This is a genomic window from Flagellimonas alvinocaridis, assembly GCF_965248585.1.
In the GTDB taxonomy this organism is placed as follows: Bacteria; Bacteroidota; Bacteroidia; order Flavobacteriales; family Flavobacteriaceae; genus Flagellimonas; species Flagellimonas alvinocaridis.
Window position 1 is genome coordinate 2,091,266 of sequence record NZ_OZ252111.1, and the last position, 17,836, is coordinate 2,109,101.

The 17,836-nt window shown below is 39.5% G+C and carries 12 protein-coding genes; all 12 read left to right on the forward strand.

The genetic code is table 11. The annotated features are described in order from the left end of the window. Positions 1 to 26 precede the first annotated feature (26 nt). Positions 27 to 2,414: a GumC family protein gene (locus tag ACP14V_RS09525; protein WP_272610315.1), complete on the forward strand. Its 2,388-nt coding sequence runs from the start codon at positions 27 to 29 to the stop codon at positions 2,412 to 2,414. A gap of 263 nt (positions 2,415 to 2,677) precedes the next feature. Further along, positions 2,678 to 4,015 carry a UDP-glucose dehydrogenase family protein gene (locus ACP14V_RS09530; RefSeq protein ID WP_136567115.1) on the forward strand — a complete coding sequence of 446 codons (1,338 nt, stop codon included), beginning with the start codon at positions 2,678 to 2,680 and terminating at the stop codon, positions 4,013 to 4,015. 219 nt (positions 4,016 to 4,234) lie between these two features. Beyond that, positions 4,235 to 5,764, forward strand: a complete 1,530-nt coding sequence (locus ACP14V_RS09535; RefSeq protein WP_136567114.1) for a sugar transporter — start codon at positions 4,235 to 4,237, stop codon at positions 5,762 to 5,764. Next, positions 5,757 to 6,728 carry a glycosyltransferase family 2 protein gene (locus ACP14V_RS09540; protein ID WP_272610316.1) on the forward strand — a complete coding sequence of 324 codons (972 nt, stop codon included), beginning with the start codon at positions 5,757 to 5,759 and terminating at the stop codon, positions 6,726 to 6,728. The genes ACP14V_RS09535 and ACP14V_RS09540 overlap by 8 nt, the downstream gene beginning before the upstream one ends. A gap of 7 nt (positions 6,729 to 6,735) precedes the next feature. Beyond that, positions 6,736 to 7,731, forward strand: coding sequence for a glycosyltransferase family 2 protein (locus tag ACP14V_RS09545; protein ID WP_272610317.1), 996 nt, complete (start codon positions 6,736 to 6,738; stop codon positions 7,729 to 7,731). Positions 7,732 to 7,734: 3 nt separating this feature from the next. Further along, a complete protein-coding gene (locus ACP14V_RS09550) occupies positions 7,735 to 8,832 on the forward strand; it encodes a glycosyltransferase family 4 protein (RefSeq protein WP_272610318.1) in 1,098 nt (365 codons plus the stop codon). Positions 8,833 to 8,841: 9 nt separating this feature from the next. After that, the gene (locus ACP14V_RS09555) at positions 8,842 to 9,960 is read left to right on the forward strand and encodes an O-antigen ligase family protein (protein ID WP_272610319.1); all 1,119 of its coding nucleotides are present in this window, start codon (positions 8,842 to 8,844) and stop codon (positions 9,958 to 9,960) included. A gap of 62 nt (positions 9,961 to 10,022) precedes the next feature. After that, a complete protein-coding gene (locus tag ACP14V_RS09560; protein WP_272610320.1) occupies positions 10,023 to 11,120 on the forward strand; it encodes a glycosyltransferase in 1,098 nt (365 codons plus the stop codon). Positions 11,121 to 11,162: 42 nt separating this feature from the next. After that, complete coding sequence (gene asnB / locus ACP14V_RS09565; RefSeq protein WP_272610321.1) at positions 11,163 to 13,019, forward strand: asparagine synthase (glutamine-hydrolyzing); 1,857 nt, start codon at positions 11,163 to 11,165, stop codon at positions 13,017 to 13,019. 39 nt (positions 13,020 to 13,058) lie between these two features. Continuing rightward, positions 13,059 to 14,210 (forward strand): glycosyltransferase, encoded by a 1,152-nt coding sequence (locus ACP14V_RS09570; RefSeq protein ID WP_272610322.1) that lies wholly within the window; start codon positions 13,059 to 13,061, stop codon positions 14,208 to 14,210. Positions 14,211 to 14,222: 12 nt separating this feature from the next. Continuing rightward, positions 14,223 to 16,124 carry an asparagine synthase (glutamine-hydrolyzing) gene (asnB, locus tag ACP14V_RS09575; protein ID WP_272610323.1) on the forward strand — a complete coding sequence of 634 codons (1,902 nt, stop codon included), beginning with the start codon at positions 14,223 to 14,225 and terminating at the stop codon, positions 16,122 to 16,124. A gap of 26 nt (positions 16,125 to 16,150) precedes the next feature. Further along, positions 16,151 to 17,830, forward strand: a complete 1,680-nt coding sequence (locus tag ACP14V_RS09580) for a N,N-dimethylformamidase beta subunit family domain-containing protein (protein WP_272610324.1) — start codon at positions 16,151 to 16,153, stop codon at positions 17,828 to 17,830. Positions 17,831 to 17,836: the final 6 nt, after the last annotated feature.

The window sequence follows — 17,836 nt, forward strand, 5'->3', positions numbered from 1 at the left end:
TTTTACCCCCTCATCTTTTATAAAAAATGGACAAGACGTATTCTTCACCATTAGATAAAAAAACAGAATTGTCAGAAATTGTTTCCAGTTATACCAAACATTGGAAATGGTTTGCTCTTTCAGTGTTTATATGCTTGGTAGTTGCCTTCCTTTACCTGAGGTATGCAACTCCGATTTTTTCTGCCAGTGCACAGATTCAGGTTCTGGATGAGAATGCAGCCTCATCTGAATTGGGCGTTTTCAGGGAACTGGAAATATTTACCGGTGGCAACAAAACCAAGGTTCAGGACGAAATCGACATTTTTAAATCCCGTTCTAATTTTATTGAAGTTGCCAAACAACTAGGGCTTAACATTAGAATGACCGTACTTGGAAAAATTGCCGATACGGAAATTTATAATGATGCTCCGGTAAACATCAATTTTATTCCATCAGACTCCATAGTAGAGCAGTCCAAATTCAGTTTTTTCCTTGATTTGAGCAGCGAGACCCAATTTGGTCATAAAAGTGAGGAGAATGAATCGTTTAAATCGTATGTATACGGAAAACAAGTGCCCACCCCAATAGGCAATATGGTTATTACGCCCAATGATAACTTTAAAAGGTACAAGAATGAGAATTTAAGGGTAGATATTATGCCTATCCACGAAGTGGGTCAAAATTATATGAAGAAGATCAAGGTGTCCATGAAGGATGAGTTTTCCAACGTACTCAGCATAACCATTACGGACCCTAATCAAGATAAAGCCATAGACATTCTTAATGCGCTCATCAACACCTATAACAACAATGCCATTGCGGACAAAAAGGCTGTAGCTGACAAAACTTCGCTTTTTATTGATGATCGTATTGCGGACATTTATTCAGATCTTTCATCAGTAGATCAATCTGCAGAGGATTTCCGTACCGATAGAGGAATTGCCGACATAGCTTCCCAATCCAACATCAATTTAAATGTAAGCGCCACTGGTGAACAAGAATTGAGGGACGCCAATATTCAATTGAATATTGCTTCTTCTATGCGGGATTTGATTGAAACCCAAGAGAGTTTTGACATTATTCCATCCAATATTGGACTTTCAGACCCTTCCATTGCCAATGCAGCAGCCAAATACAACCAGCTGGTCGCGGAGAGGAACAGACTTCTTAAAAGTTCCAATGAAAAAAACCCTGTAATTGTTAACCTTGACGAACAGTTAAGAGGACTGAAAAGAACCATGCAGTCCAGTTTAAACAGTGTAGAAAACAATCTAAACCTACAGGTAAATGATTTGAGCAAACAGCTCTCCAGGGTAAACTCCAGAATTTATTCTGCTCCAAAAAATGAAAGGGCGTTAAGGGATATTACCCGTAAACAGCAAACAGCAGAATCGTTATATTTATACTTGCTTCAAAAGCGTGAAGAAGCACAAATATCTTTTGCTTCGTCCGCACCCAAGTCTAAAGTAATTGATTGGGCCTATGCAACCAGTTCCAATCCAGTTGCGCCCAAATCAAACATTATTCTTTTGGCCTCTCTCCTATTTGGTTTGGCCATCCCATTCTCTATTTTGTACACAAAGGATTTGCTGGATTCCAAAGTCCATAACAAATCAACATTGGAGAAGTTCATCCGTGAGGTTCCCGTACTGGGAGAGATTCCAAGATTGAAAAAGAACGAGTTGAAAATCATCAACGACCAAGACAGGTCTGTACTTGCCGAATCGCTTCGTATTTTAAGGACCAATTTGGACTATCTCATCAAATCCAAAAAGAACAAGTCCAAAAACAACATCATCTTTGTCACTTCGGGTGTTCCCGGAGAAGGTAAGACCTTTGTTTCGTCTAACTTGGCCATGGTCTTGGCCAGTACCAATAAAAAGGTCATTCTTATTGGTGCTGATATTAGGAACCCAAAAATTTACTCTTTCTTCAGCGGTGCAAATGTTGATAAGTTGAGTTTAGGGAAATCCCAAGATGGAATTGGTCTTTCGGAATTCCTACATGACCATAGCATTTCGTTATCAGATATGATCAATCCCATGTTGGCCTATTCCAATACCATTGATGTGGTATACTCCGGAAAAATTCCGCCAAACCCGGCAGAATTGCTAATGAGTGAGCGATTAAAGGAACTTTTTGATGAAGTTTCTGAAAAGTACGATTATGTAATTGTGGATACTGCCCCTCTCATGGTGGTTTCAGATACTTTATTGATAAGCACCTTTGCCGATTTCACAGTGTACGTAACTCGATCTGGAATGACAGAAAGAACTTCACTGGAGTTTCCCCGAAACCTTCAAAAAGAAGGTAAACTAAACGGATTGACATTTGTTGTAAATGGGGTTAAGCAATCTGAACTTGGATATGGTGGCAGATACGGATATGGGTATGGCGCTACGGTAAAAAAATGGTGGCATTTCTCAAGAACCTGATACTTTATACAAAATCTACACTTGACACCTATTCAGAAACGGATTCGAAAACGATAAAAGCATATCTAAAAACAAACAAGGTGATTAACCATGTTTTTTCATAATAATCCAACATTCACGGCGTTTACAAAGTGGTCCACAAGTATAACCCACATTAGTAGAAGGGCAATCTTGGTGTTTTTTAGACCAAAACAATGGACACAACTTTCTTATAGCCTTGAACACAACAATAGTGCAATAATTTTAAACGATAAAAAATCATTATGAACTTGACTGTAATTGGTACCGGTTATGTAGGACTTGTAAGTGGAACCTGCTTTGCCGAAATGGGCAACAAAGTAACTTGTATCGACATAGATAAAGCTAAAATTGAAAAACTAAATGGCGGTATAATCCCCATTTATGAGCCTGGTCTGGAACCCATGGTAAAACGTAATATTGAAAACAAAACTCTTTTCTTTAGCACAGACCTTTCCAGTAACCTACAAGGTTGCGATGTGGCCTTCATAGCCGTGGGCACACCAATGGGTGAAGATGGTTCGGCCGACCTTCAGTACGTTTTGCAAGTTGCCAAGGAAATTGGTCAAAACATGGAGCACAGCATTATCGTTGTTGATAAATCCACTGTACCTGTAGGAACTGCTGATAAGGTCAAGGAGACCATCCAAAAAGAATTGGACAAAAGAAACAAGGACATCGAATTTCATGTGGTGTCCAACCCCGAATTCCTTAAGGAAGGCGATGCCATAAACGATTTTATGAAACCCGACCGCGTTGTGGTTGGTTCGGACAATGAAGAGGCTTCCAAAAAAATGAGAAGTCTTTACAGTCCGTTTTTTAGAAGTAGCACAGACCGTCTAATTACCATGGATGTCCGTTCTGCTGAAATGACCAAATATGTTGCCAATGCCATGTTGGCCACCAAAATCTCATTCATGAATGAAATTGCCAATATCTGTGAATTGGTAGGTGCCGATGTGAACAAGGTAAGGATAGGGATAGGTTCTGATAGTAGGATTGGCTATAGCTTCATTTATCCAGGAAGTGGGTATGGAGGTTCTTGTTTTCCAAAAGATGTAAAAGCACTTAAGAAAACCGCTGAGCAAAACGGATATTCCCCAAAACTCATTGGGGCCGTGGAAGATGTGAACAATAAGCAAAAACTGGTGATTGCCGAAAAAATCATTGAACGCTTTGGTGAAGACCTTTCTGGAAAAACATTTGCTATCTGGGGACTCTCATTTAAACCAGGTACGGATGATATGAGAGAGGCACCAGCTATTTACATCATTAAGGAGTTGACCAAAAGAGGAGCCAAAATACAGGCCTATGATCCAAAAGCCATTGAAGAGGCCAAAGAATTTTACCTGAAGGATGTAGAGGGAATCACCTATGTCAACTCCAAATATGAAGCTCTTCACGGATGCGATGCCATGGTATTGCTAACCGAATGGAAAGAATTTAGAGCGCCTGATTTTGGAGAATTGAAAAAACAATTGAAGGAGCCGCTCATTTTTGATGGAAGAAACCAATACAATGACGAAATGCTTTTAAGTCAAGGCTTTGAATATCATCAAATTGGCAAAAAAAGAGTCGGGTAGATTGATGCTACGTTACAAATCGGAGACGTGAAATCAACCCGTATAAACCTTAAACCCTGAAAACGATTTCCGCATACATTTAAAAAGGATATTTTTTTCAGGGTTTGGTTTTATTATATGAATGAATGCATAAGTAAAAAAATGCACCCTATTTTGGAGAAATCCTTACCCCGAGAGGATTTAGCCAATAGACCACCAACTAAACCATAGAACTACCGAATGTCCAGGGTAAAACATGCTTTAAAGAATATCAAGGTAAATCTCATATTTTACCTTATCTACACTTTTGTTGGTTTTTTCAGCAGAAAAATATTCCTTGATTATCTTGGTGATGAGTTCGTTGGCTTGGTAGGTACTTTACAGAGTATTCTACGGTTTCTGAACTTAGCGGAATTGGGTATAGGTACCGCTATTGGTTTTGCACTTTATAAACCTATTTTTGACAATGACAGGGAAAAACTGAACAAGATTGTTTCCCTTTTGGGTTATCTCTACAAAAGGGTGGCCTTAATCATGTTGGGGGTTGGTATTGTTTGTTCATTTTTCTTTGGCCATTTTTTCGAGGAAACCACATTTTCCCTTTGGCTTATCCTCTATTGCTTTTATGCATTCCTTTTTTCTTCCCTATTGGGATATCTGGTCAATTACCACCAAAGTTTGCTTCAGGCCGACCAAAAAGAATACTTGGTTACCTCATATCTGCAGACCTCGAACATCATACGCCAAATTATACAGGCTTGTGTGGCCTATTACTTCCAGAACCTGTACTTATGGGTAAGTTTGGAACTTTTCTTCTCCATTGTATACAGTATTATTATACGAAGAGTAATCAAGAAGCAATATCCGTGGCTACATCTTAACCAAAAAGCCAGTAAGGATATTTTAAAGGAGTTCAAGGAAATCATCACAAAGGTCAAGCAAGTGTTTGTCCATCAAATATCAACCTTTGTTACCTACGGTACAGACCAACTCCTGATCTACTATTTTGTGAACATCCAAAGTGTGGCCTATTTTGGGAACTATTTCCTGATCTTTTCCATGATCCAGAACATTGTTGGTAAAATGTTCACAGGAATCAATGCGGGAATTGGAAACTTAATTGCGGAAGACGACCAAAAGCAGATTGAAAAGGTTTTCTGGGAGATGATGTCCCTCCGATTTTTCTTGGCGGGTTTCACCACATTGAATATTTATTTTCTGATCCATAGTTTTATATCCATTTGGGTTGGAGACAAATATTTGTTGGACAACGACATCATAATCTTCATGGCGCTAAATTATTTTGTCCTGATAGCAAGGTTGCCCATAGACAGTTTTCTCCATGCCTATGGTCTCTATAAAGACACTTGGGCCCCCATGGTAGAAATCGTATTGAACCTTGGTATATCGCTCATTTTTGGAAGTCTTTGGGGCATTAAGGGAATTGTGTTCGGAACCACCATCAGCGTAACTACTATTTTGATTCTTTGGAAACCCTATTATCTATATACCTCTGGGTTCAAAAAATCGCTACGCAAAGATTTCTGGCCCCATTTCCTAAAGCTGATACTGGTCTTTTTGGCCTCGGCATACATCACCCATCAATTAAAAAACATGGTGTTGGACTATACTCCAGTAAATTATTGGGAATGGTTCCTATATGCAGTAAAGTTGAATGTAATCATCATTCTTGTATTTGTTCCATTGATCTATTTCTTTGGAAAAGGCTTTAAAAGTTTAATCGAAAGAATAATTAAACGAAATGGTTGATCAAAGTCCCAAAATTACCGTAATCGTTCCTGTTTATAAGGTAGAAGATTATCTTGAAAGATGTTTGGACAGCATAATTGCCCAAACCTATAAGAACTTGGAAATCATTGTAGTAAATGATGGTTCTCCCGATAGTTGCGGTGAAATTTGTGACCGCTATGCTAAAATGGATGATCGGATAACGGTTCTCCATCAAGAAAATATGGGGCTTAGTATGGCCCGAAACAATGGAATGAAATTGGCCACAGGTAAATACGTTGCCTTTGTGGACAGTGATGATTACATTGAAAAAGAAATGTATGAGTCCATGCTAAAAGTAATGCTGGAAAACAATCTCAGGATGGTAGAAAGCAGTATGAACCTAAGTGGGGAATTCTTTTTTGAGCAAGACCCGAACGCCTTTTTTATCCAGACCATAGATGATGCACTGGAACGTGCCAAATATGCCGGTTTCAACAGCGCCATCAACAAACTATATGAATACGACCTCATCAAGGACATCCCTTTTAAAAAGGGCAAATTGTATGAGGATATTATTTTTAATTCAGAGGTTTGGCAGAAACTAGACAAAATAGGTTTTGTTCCCATGGGTTATTATGTTAACCCGCAACAGGGAGAGAGTATCCAACGCAGCGGATATAGTCTAAAAAAAGTGGAGGGACTTTGGGTCATCCATGAAGCCAATCAAAATTTTATGGCCATGGCCAGTACCGAAAAGGCAAAGGAAACCCTCAGAAGTAACTTCATGAACGCCCTTTTTTTTCATTTTCACTCTCTTTTAGAGGTAAAGCACCTAGATCCAGATAGAAAAAACCTGAAAAAAATGAGAAAGCTCATCAAAAAATATTCAAGATTTAAATTTACGAACATATACCTTCTCTTGATCAACGTACTGCCTTTACCCCTATACGAATTGTTTTTTGCAGCCAATTTGTACAGACAAAAATTGTTTAACAAACAATAAGGATACAATGGAAGAAAAAAGCAAACATGCACACCTGCCAAAAATAACTGTCATTGTACCTATATACAATGTTGAACCATATCTGGAACGCTGTATAAACAGCATTTTGAACCAATCTTATCAGAATCTAGAGATTATTTTGGTTGATGACGGTTCACCGGACAACTGTGGTGCCATCTGTGACGAGTTTGCCAAAAAAGACGACCGAATTGTAGTTATCCATCAAAAGAACAAAGGCTTGAGTGGTGCCCGAAACACAGGCTTGGAAAATGCAACGGGGGATTACATAGGCTTTGTGGACAGCGATGACTGGATAGATGAAGAAATGTACGGGGAGATGATGGATGCCATGCTGCAAAACGATGTAAACCTCGTAGAATGCGATTTTATCTTCAGGACCGAATATGGTGAGAAAGAACCCGAAGAGGGGACCCTGGAACATCAAAATAAACTACAGGCCTTACAGCGTATTTTGCGTAGAAGACAGTTTTCTGTTTGTAAAAGGCTTTATGAAAAAAGCCTGTTGGATGGATTGAAATTTCCAGAAGGTAAAATTTCTGAGGATGTGTATTTTACCAGCTATGTCTTTAAACGGGTTGATAAGATTGTTTACCTGAGCAACCACTTCTATAACTACTACCGAGCTTCGGAAAGTATTACCAGGGGGCCATACAATCCAAAAAACCTAAAACAGTCCATTGAGGCAGCATTCTTTTTAAGGGAAAATATTGGCTCAGTACAGCAAGACCCAGAATTACAGAGACTGGCCAATACCTTTTTAATGGACATTCTCCTGTACAATTATAAGTTGTTGCACCACAACCATGACCAAGATGATAATTTTGAGCTACGCATTTGGGTAAGAAAATTGTTCAAAGACATCAATGGTTCACTACCCATACAACATTCCATGGCTAAATTATTGCCGGTGCGGTTGTACTATGGCCTCATACGGACTTATACTGGACTTAAAAATGTACTCTCCTCAAAAAACCAAGCATAGCCTATGTCCAAAAAAAAATCCATAGCCTTTCTTTCATTTAACCTCACTTCTGGAGGAGCTGAACGGGTGTTTTCCAATTTGGCCAATGAATTTAGCGCGGATTATCCCGTAAGTATGATCACCATTGAAAAATGTACCCCTTTTTACGAATTGGACCAACGGGTACAGCGATGGGATTGTGGTCTCAGTATAGCCAAAAAAGGACCTGTTAGCAGGTATTTCAGCTATATTACCACTGCCATAAAACTGAGAAAACTTATAAAAGAGAAAAAGATAGATTTAGTGGTGAGTGCTTCGCCAACGGTAAATGTGTTTGCCATTTTGGGTTGTATGGGGACCAATACAAAATGCGTTATCAGTGAAGTGAACAATCCAATCGTAGACCCACCCAATCTATTTTGGAAAACATGGAGAGACTTGCTCTACAACAAATCGGATTGCCTTATTTCCCAAACACAATCCAGCAAGGATTTCTTTTCCAAAATCATGGATAACAACAAGATTGTGGTACTCCCCAATCCATTGAACCCCGAATTTCAAAGTCAGCGTGTACTTCCCATCAAAAGGCCTGATAATAAAACTATATTGACCGTGGGGAGATTAGATTCGAACAAGGCACAAGACATATTGATTCGTGCCTTTGCCAATATTCCCCATAAAGATTGGACCGTTAAACTCTTGGGAGATGGGGTGGAAATGGAAAGTTTAAAACAACTTTCCGAAGCATTGGGAGTTGGAGAGCAGATTCACTTTGCTGGCAGACAGTCCAATGTGGCTGACTATTATAAAAAAGCGGATATTTTTGTATTCACCTCTAGATCGGAAGGATTGCCCAATGCCTTGATTGAAGCCCAATATTTTGGATTACCTTGCATCTCAACGGATTGTCCATTTGGACCTTCGGAAATTATAGAGGATGGAACCAATGGATACCTCATTGAAGTTGATAGTGTGGAGCAACTCGAAGAAAAGCTTGTCCATCTTATCAATGAGCCCGGCGTTAGGGACACTTTCAGTGAAAACTCCATTAAAGCATCGAAAAAATATGAAATGGGTTCTGTGAAAAAACAATGGGAAGAATTGTTCAACTCCCTAGCTTAATAAACATCTGTGGCAAAAGTTTTAAAATATATCATCCTTATACTCACTATACTAAATGTGCCCTCCACTTTTTTCTTTTATGTGAATCCGGCCATCAGTACGGTATTGAGCTATCTTATATATGCCCTTTTAATGGCCTATTTTATCGTTGCCGAAAAACATCGCCCCAATCTTTGGATGATTGCCATTGGGGTTGCCTACTTTGCCATAGGAGGACTGAACTTTGCCGGCGATAAAGAAAGTGACTATTTCATCACCTTTACCAAGTACATTATAATGATCATCTGCGGAAGTGCTTTGGTAAAAAAGGTAACCAAGGACGATATTTTCTTTTTATATTTTTTGGGTTCCATCAGTATTATTGTCCATGCGGTGGCCTTTCCAGACAACTATGGAAGGTACAGCGGCTTTTACATTGATCCCAACCAAGCTGGTTTTGTGTGTTTAATGGCCTATGCCCTGACCTTTAGAATAAAAAAATTCCCTTTCCGGACGCTACTACAGGTTATTATTACCGTAGCAGGAGTTTTTACCTTTTCAAGGACATTTATTCTCATCTGGTTGTTGATCAATCTAATGTCAGTTAAAGTTGAATTTAAAAATATTAGGATTATTGGTGTGGGTGTTGGTCTGATTATTCTTATTGCCGCGATCGGCCCTCTCTTAAAATTGAACACGGACAGATTGGAAACATTTACTGCCGTGGTGAACCAAAACGAAGGTGCATTGCAAAAAGCAGGGGAAGCATCCCGATCAGAGACCTGGTCGTATTACTACGAACCTTTAAAGGAAAGCCCCATTTTAGGAAATGGTTACGGTTCATTCATGGGTGGTGTCTTTCAGACTTTTGGAGTACACAACACTTATATTTTGGTGCTGGGTGAAGCAGGTATCATTGCCTTTATCCTTCTCACCTCCCTCTATCTATATTTTTTATACATGGGGGTGGTCATGTTCAAGGATGAACACCATGTTTTAATGCAAAGCATAGCCTTGTTCCTGTTCTTATTGACATTTCACAACTATTTCACCACAGACCATGTTTTGATAGCATCTCTGTGGATAGCCAACCAAATTTCAAATTACAAGAAGAAAAAAAGAGCCGATGCCCTACCCCAACCATCTTAAACTGCCAACAAATTCTATGTTGTACAAAACGAGAAATATGTTAAAAGACAGTTGCTCAAAATATGAAGAGTAAGCGTAGTATGGCAAACCAGAAAATAAAGATTTCCATTTTTTTACCAAGCCTAACCGCTGGCGGTGCAGAACGAATAATGTCCTTTATTGCCCAAAAGCTGGACCGTTCCATTTTTTCTGTGACCCTTGTAGTGACCGGTTCAGAAAATGAGGTAAAGTATGATCTTACTGGGGTAGATGTAGTTTTCCTTAATAAAGACAGGGTCCTTTTTTCTATTCCCAAAATCATAGGATACCTGAGACGCTCGAAACCAGATATTTGTTTCAGTGCCATTCGCCATCTAAATATTGTCATGGGTACAGTGGCCTTTTTCTTCCCGAAAATAAAGTTTGTGGCCCGTGAAGTAAACGTCATGAGTGTGCTCAAGGACTACCCAGAAGAGAAAACCAGAAAATATCCTGCATTTATCTCCAAAATGAGTTTTACCCAATTGGATGCTATCATATGCCAATCCAATGACATGCTCAACGATATTCAATCTGAGCACCCTAATTCAAAGGAAAAGCTATTTGTAATAAACAATCCAATCACAGATGGCTTTTTACCCAAAGAGGAGCGTACAATAAACACCCCTCCTTATAAGTTCATTACAGTGGGAAGTCTTGAACCGAGGAAGGGTCATCAAAGAATTTTAAAAGGTCTTGCCAAACTTGATATGGATTTTGAGTATACCATGGTTGGAAGCGGATCACAAAAGAAACATTTGGATGGGCTCATTGACGAGCTTGGACTTGGAGGTAAAGTAAGACATGTCCCTTTTACCAAAACGGTAGGTAACTATCTAAAGGAAAGTCACATCTTTATACAGGGCTCATATGTAGAGGGGTTTCCCAATGCATTGCTGGAGAGCTGTGCCGTTGGAACTCCTGTAATCGCCTTTAGGGCGCCAGGGGGCATCAATGAAATTGTGGAGGAAGGTATAAACGGATATACTGTGGACAATGCGGAAGACTTGGTGAAGGCTATCCATAAAATCCTAGAATTGGATTTAGACCCAAAAGAAGTGAGTCAGTCGGTATACAAGAAATATGATTCCAAGATTATTTTGGACAAGTACCAAGACTTTTTTGTGGAGCTAATGCGTTAAAAAGACTTAATCAAAAAACACTAAACACCCAACTATAAACACATGTGCGGAATATACGGATCAACCATAGGTTACACAGAAAACCAAGTAAAGGAAAAACTGGAAAGAACCAATTTTAGGGGGCCCGACAAATTGGATTGGAAGATCATTCCAACCCAAAGTGGAAATGGAAAGGTCGCATTTGGCCATAATAGGCTATCCATTATCGACTTGGACCCCAGGTCTAACCAGCCTTTTAATTACCAAGGTTTGGTGGATATTGTGTTCAATGGGGAAATCTATAACTTCAAAACGATTAAGGAGACCTTGATCAAAGATGGTTTCGAGTTCAAGACCACCAGTGATACCGAAGTGATATGTGCCGCCTATCTAAAATATGGGGAAGAGTGCGTACAACATTTAAATGGCATGTTCGCCTTTGTTATTCTGGACAAACAAAAAGAAAAGCTCTTTGGCGCAAGGGATAGATTGGGGCAAAAGCCATTCTACTATTATCACAACGGCCTGGATTTTGAATTTGCCAGCCAAATTTCATCCATACAACTTTATAACGATAAACTATCCATATCGCAACGGGCCATTTTGGAGTATTTAAAATGGGGAGCTATTCCTGATCCTTTGTCCATTTTCAACGAGGTGAAAAAATTACTACCTGGACATCAGTTTAGCTTCGACCTAAAAACTGGTAAGCTTTCAACTCGAAAGTACTGGGATATTGATTATTTGACACCTCCCAGTTATAAAGGTTCGTACAATGATGCCTTGGCAGAACTGGAAGATTTGTTAAAGGATGCTGTCAGTACCAGAATGTATGCCGATGTACCGATCGGAGTATTTTTGTCTGGTGGTGTGGATTCTTCATTGGTTTCCGCCTTGGCTACAAAAACAGTCGCCAATAAGGTCAAAACATTCTCGGTAAAGTTTGATGAAAAAGGTTTTGACGAAAGTGGATATGCGCAACAAGTTGCGGACCACCTACAAACTGATCATACCGTAATCCGCTGCAATTATGAGGAAGGCTTGGATTTAATCAGCAATTTTAGCCATTATTATGATGAGCCTTTTGCAGACCCATCGGCAATTCCATCCATGTTGTTGGCCAAATATACCCGAAAGCATGTTACGGTGGCCTTGTCTGGTGATGCAGGGGATGAAAGTTTTATTGGTTATCATCGGTATAACTGGATGAAGAAGGTGAAATTTTTGTACTCCATGCCAGGTGCATTCCGAAAACTAGGGGCCAATATTGTAGAATTGGCACCCAACTACAGGCTAAAAGCCATTGCCAAAGGTTTACGACATGAAAGTTTAGAGTCGTTATATATGGCAACCTTGACCAATATTGATATGTCATGGATAGACCATCAATGGGACGAAAAGGACGTAATGGAACATGAATACCTGTTCCATAATAAGAAGAATCTGTATGAACGTATTTCAGATTTTGATTTAAAAGCATATCTCAATTGGGACATTAACACAAAAGTGGATAGAGCCACCATGGCCTATTCATTGGAGGCAAGGTCTCCCCTTATTGATCATAGGGTAGTCGAGTTTTCAAGATCACTCCCAACAGAATTTAAATTTAAAGGAGCCAATCAAAAAAGAATACTAAAAGATTTGTTGTACCAGCATGTGCCAAAAGAGATTTTCCAAAGGCCCAAAGCAGGGTTCACCATGCCTTTTCAGGAGTGGTTCCGAGGCGAACTAAAAGATATGGTCCTCACAGAACTCAATGAGCAAAGCCTTAAGGAAATCCCAGGGATAAATCCGCCGAAGGTTAAAAAAATGATTGATGAGCATTTGAGTGGCAGTTGGAACAGATACCCCACCATATGGAAATTATTGGTCTTAAAACAATGGTTGAACACCAATGGTAAAGGACTGTCCATAAAATAAGGCAAGGGATTTTTGACAACTTCAAAAAACATGATTTAAATGGATTCGTCCAAACCAAACCTCAGCATACTTGATATAAGTTTTACCAGTGGCGGTGCTGAAAAGGTCATTAGCCTACTGCTCAAGGAACTTATAAAGGATTACAATGTGACCCTCATTCTTTTTTACAATGAAATTCACTTTCCCATTCCCAAAGAGGTAGATACTATACTATTGTCCCAAAAAGGACCGGACCGCAGATACTATCAAAAAATAACGGATTTATTTCGATTTATCTTCAAATACCGATCTATCCTTAAAAGAAAGCAAATCCAATATGCAGTGTCTTTTCTTCCTTTTCCCAATTTGGTAAACGGAATCATAGGTATTTTTAACAAGAATGTGAAAATTCTGATCAGTGAGCGGGGGTTTCCTTCAGACAATACCACGAGTAGGTTGTCTTTGGGAATAGCCAAGGTTTTCTATCCTATTCTATATAATAAAGCGGATAGGCTTTTTTCAAATTCTGTTTATATCAACAAGGATTTAGAGGAAAATTTCAATATCAAGATTCCAATGGATGTAGTTTACAATCCCATTGAAGTACCTTCGACCACCATTGATCCCATTTCTTTGGGTAAAACAGAAGATGTCTTTAAGGTAATAAACGTTGGGTCTTTGAATGTGAGGAAAAACCAACGTATCATCATCGAAGCTTTGGGTAAACTGAACCTTCCAGACATGGAACTTGAGATTTTGGGCGTGGGTGATTTGCATAATGCATTGGAACAGGAAGCCAATGATCTAGGCTTGGAAAAGAAAGTACATTTAATGGGACGGAAGAAAAATGTAAATGATTACTTGGCCAAGAGTCACTGCTTTGTTTTGTCTTCCAATACTGAAGGCTTTCCCAATGCACTGCTCGAAGCACTTGCCGTAGGGTTGCCCAGTATCTCTACCAACTGCCTTTCAGGGCCTTTGGAATTGCTCAACGACAATGAACCGGTACAAATTTCCAATGGAGAATTTTACAAAGCCAAATACGGTATCCTTATCAACAACGGCGATGCTATTGCATTGGCAAAAGCTTTGGAGTTTTTCCATTCAAATCCAAATGAGAGGGAGAAATATGGTCGTTTGGCCCTAGAACGAGCCAAAAAGTATCATTTAAGCAATATTTATACGGAATTTAAAGAATTTGTTCACAAATAAACTTAGCCAACCATGTGCGGTATTAACGGTTTTATAAAAAAAAGCGACCCTGGTAATACAGAACTTAAGGCGCAAATAAATACCATGAACGATCTCATTTTCCATAGAGGTCCAGATGATGATGGTGTTTTTTGCAAGACTACCGGCAACTATGCGTTGGCCATGGGAATGAGGCGATTGTCCATTATTGACCTTTCTACAGGAAAGCAACCCATTTCAAACGATTCCGGTACCATTACCATTGTGTTTAATGGGGAAATATACAACTATCAAGTCCTACGAAATGAATTGCAATCCAAGGGAGTCACTTTTAAAACAAAGAGTGATACCGAAGTCATCCTAAAATTATATGAGTTGGAAGGGGAATCCTCTTTTAAAAAGTTGGATGGAATGTTTGCGTTCAGTATTCATGACAATGAAAGGGGAAAAGTTTTTATTGCCCGAGACTTTTTTGGGGAGAAACCACTGTATTACTCCAAATCGGACAATCAGTTTATCTGGGCATCTGAACTTAAGTCATTGGTGCCTTACTTGGAAGAGAAACCTAAAATAAGTGCCACTGGGGTAAATCTTTTTTTTAGGCTTACCTATATCCCCCCTCCGTTTACCATCTATGAAAATGTGCATAAACTGGAGGCTAATCATTATATCGAATATGATTTGGGAACCCATACCTATAGCACTCATCAAATAGAACCTGATAAACTGTCCCAAAAAAGCTCCATTGATTTCAATACGGCAAAGAACACAACAAAAGAGCTTGTAAAAGAAAGTGTGGGTTCACGATCTATTTCAGATGTTCCCCTGGGTACTTTTCTGTCGGGAGGTGTGGATTCATCCATTATCTCACTATGTCTTGCCCAATGCAAGGAGGAAAAAATCAACACTTTTTCAATTGGTTTTGAAAAAAAATCTTTTGATGAAACCGATAAATCCAGGGTTGTCTCCAAGCTCATCAACAGCAACCATAACGAGTTTATCATTGGGGAGAACGATTTAAAGGACAGCATCCATGAAATCATCATCAATTTTGATGAACCCTTTTCTGATACTGCTGCCCTTCCCACCCATTTGGTCTCAAAAAAAACTAGGGAGCGCGTTACCGTTGCCCTCACCGGGGATGGAGGGGACGAGATGTTCGGAGGGTACAACAAATACTATATTGGCAAGCTCAACCGAAGATATACCCGATTGGTTCCCAAGGGTATCCATTCTGCTTTTATGGGCATTGGTTCCAAGCTATTGAAAAGCAACAACGACCAAAGAGGGCTTAAGTTCAAAATCAACAAGCTGCTCAATTCCATAGATTACAATGGGCAATTTTACTGGGATATCATTTCTCTTGCCAACACCTCGGAACAAGCAAAAAAACTACTCCTGAATGAGATCCATGATTCCAATATCTTTAAAAGTTATATGGACCGGCATAACATACAAAACCCACGATCGGTGCATGATTTTAGGTATGTGGACAAGTTTTTGAGCTTGGATGGGGGTATGCTGGCCAAAGTGGATAGAACCAGTATGCAAAATTCCTTGGAATGTAGGGCTCCATTTCTAAACAAGGAGATTTGGCATTTTGCCAATAGCCTTCCAGAAGAATACCTAATGAAGGGATGGAGTAAAAAACATATTTTAAAAGAAGCCTTCAAGGACGAATTCCCGGAAAACTTTCTGGAGCGTGGAAAACAAGGATTCGGTTCTCCTGTGGGTGATTGGCTACGTTCCAATCTCAAAAAAGAACTTTTGTCCTATATTGAACCGGACTTTTTGGCCCGCCAAAGCCTTTTCAATATTGACTATGTAAATACGCTGGTCAATGACCACATTACAGGAAAAAAAGACAGTACCTACAGTGTTTGGGCCTATTACTGTTTTCAAAAATGGTATAAAAACATCTATCAACAACTATAACAACCTCTTTAAACCCATTGTCAAACATGTCCGCCAACAATCCCATAATTATTGAAAATCAAAAAGAAGGAGATGAAAACTGGGGGTTGACCCAACCTGCCATACATCGTGAGATTGAAGGATATGCTTCTAGAGCCAGTGTAACTTATGGAGAGTCCATTGCACTATTCGTTAGCACAAAATCTGAACAGTTTTCCCTTACAGTTTTCCGAATGGGGTGGTACAATGGCAAGGGCGCTAGGCAAGTTTTGGAACCGATAACGCTGAAAGGGAGTCATCAGGAAAAAATAATTGCCGATCCAGAAACCGGAATGGTAAAATGTGATTGGACAGCATCATATGCTCTAAACATTGAACAAGCATGGACCGCAGGTGTTTATTTGGTAAAGCTTGAAGAATTAAAGGAAAACAAGCAAAGCTATATCATTTTTGTTGTACGAAACGACGCTGAGCCAAATGATGTTTTGTTCCAATTGCCCGTAACCACCTACCAAGCCTATAATTTTTGGGGTGGTAAATCGCTTTATGATTGGGGAAGTGGTTCTGATACGGCATGGGGAACCATTGATGGGGCAAGAGCAAGTAAAGTGTCCTTTGACCGTCCATATATTGCCAGTAACAATCCCTCAGCAGCGTTTGGCATGGGTGCAGGGGAATTTTTGACCAATGTGCAACCCGTTACCACCCATGGATACCCCATAAATAGTGCTGCTTGGGATTATAATATGGTACGATGGTTGGAAAGACAAGGTTATCATCTGGGCTATACTACAAGTTTGGATACACATGAAAGACCTAAGCAGTTACTTTCCACCAAAGTTTTTTTATCCCAAGGGCATGATGAATATTGGTCTTACGAAATGCGGAAAAATGTGGAAAACGCTAGAAATCAAGGAACAAACCTTACTTTTTTCTCCTCCAATTCCATGTTCTGGCAAGTACGGTTTGAAAAAGATTCAGATCAAGAAGAACCTAGAACCATGGTCTGCTATAAAGATTCCGACATGGACCCCATAAAAGGGGAAAGAAGCACCATAAATTACAGGGATATCAAGGAGCTTAAGGGTGAAGCTGAAATTATTGGGGTACAGTATATTGCCGACCCGGTGATTGGTGATATTAAAGTCTCCAATGCCCAACATTGGATCTTTGAGGGAACCGGTCTGAAAAATGGTGATACCCTAAAAGGCCTATTGGGGTATGAAGTAGATTCTGTTTGTGAAGATTCCCCTTCGAACGTGGAAATTTTAGGCGCCACCCCAGCAAAAAAGATAGATGAGTACAACACCAAGTATATCCTCACCTATATGGGCGCCAAAATTGCTGGAATATTTAAATCCGTAGGTGAAAAATTAATAGGTGTCAGAATTGGAAACAAAGCCTTATTGGCCGTTATGCTAGTTTTAGGTGGATTTGGAAGTTTTGTTTTCATTAAGTTTATTGGTCTACCTTTCTTATTGGTCTTAATTGGGTTTGGCGCTCTGGTAATGATTCTTTGGTTTTTGAAGATTTACTATTCCAAAAATATTGTGTCCAACATGACCCTCTACAAGGCAGATAGCGGTGCCATGGTTTTTTCAACCGGTAGTATGCAGTGGTCTTGGGGACTTGATGATTTCAATGTGGGAACATTGCGTAAAAGTTGTCGTTCCGAACAAGCGGAAAAAATAACTGCCAATATTTTGGATAAGTTTATCGGGAATTGAGTTTTG

Bases quoted from the DNA above. Each gene is read 5' to 3' on its own strand.
- ACP14V_RS09580 (WP_272610324.1), top strand. From the start codon at position 16,151: ATGTCCGCCAACAATCCCATAATTATTGAAAATCAAAAAGAAGGAGAT.
- ACP14V_RS09535 (WP_136567114.1), top strand. From the start codon at position 4,235: ATGTCCAGGGTAAAACATGCTTTAAAGAATATCAAGGTAAATCTCATA.
- asnB (WP_272610323.1), top strand. From the start codon at position 14,223: ATGTGCGGTATTAACGGTTTTATAAAAAAAAGCGACCCTGGTAATACA.
- ACP14V_RS09540 (WP_272610316.1), top strand. From the start codon at position 5,757: ATGGTTGATCAAAGTCCCAAAATTACCGTAATCGTTCCTGTTTATAAG.
- ACP14V_RS09525 (WP_272610315.1), top strand. From the start codon at position 27: ATGGACAAGACGTATTCTTCACCATTAGATAAAAAAACAGAATTGTCA.
- ACP14V_RS09560 (WP_272610320.1), top strand. From the start codon at position 10,023: ATGAAGAGTAAGCGTAGTATGGCAAACCAGAAAATAAAGATTTCCATT.
- ACP14V_RS09570 (WP_272610322.1), top strand. From the start codon at position 13,059: ATGGATTCGTCCAAACCAAACCTCAGCATACTTGATATAAGTTTTACC.
- asnB (WP_272610321.1), top strand. From the start codon at position 11,163: ATGTGCGGAATATACGGATCAACCATAGGTTACACAGAAAACCAAGTA.
- ACP14V_RS09530 (WP_136567115.1), top strand. From the start codon at position 2,678: ATGAACTTGACTGTAATTGGTACCGGTTATGTAGGACTTGTAAGTGGA.
- ACP14V_RS09550 (WP_272610318.1), top strand. From the start codon at position 7,735: ATGTCCAAAAAAAAATCCATAGCCTTTCTTTCATTTAACCTCACTTCT.
- ACP14V_RS09545 (WP_272610317.1), top strand. From the start codon at position 6,736: ATGGAAGAAAAAAGCAAACATGCACACCTGCCAAAAATAACTGTCATT.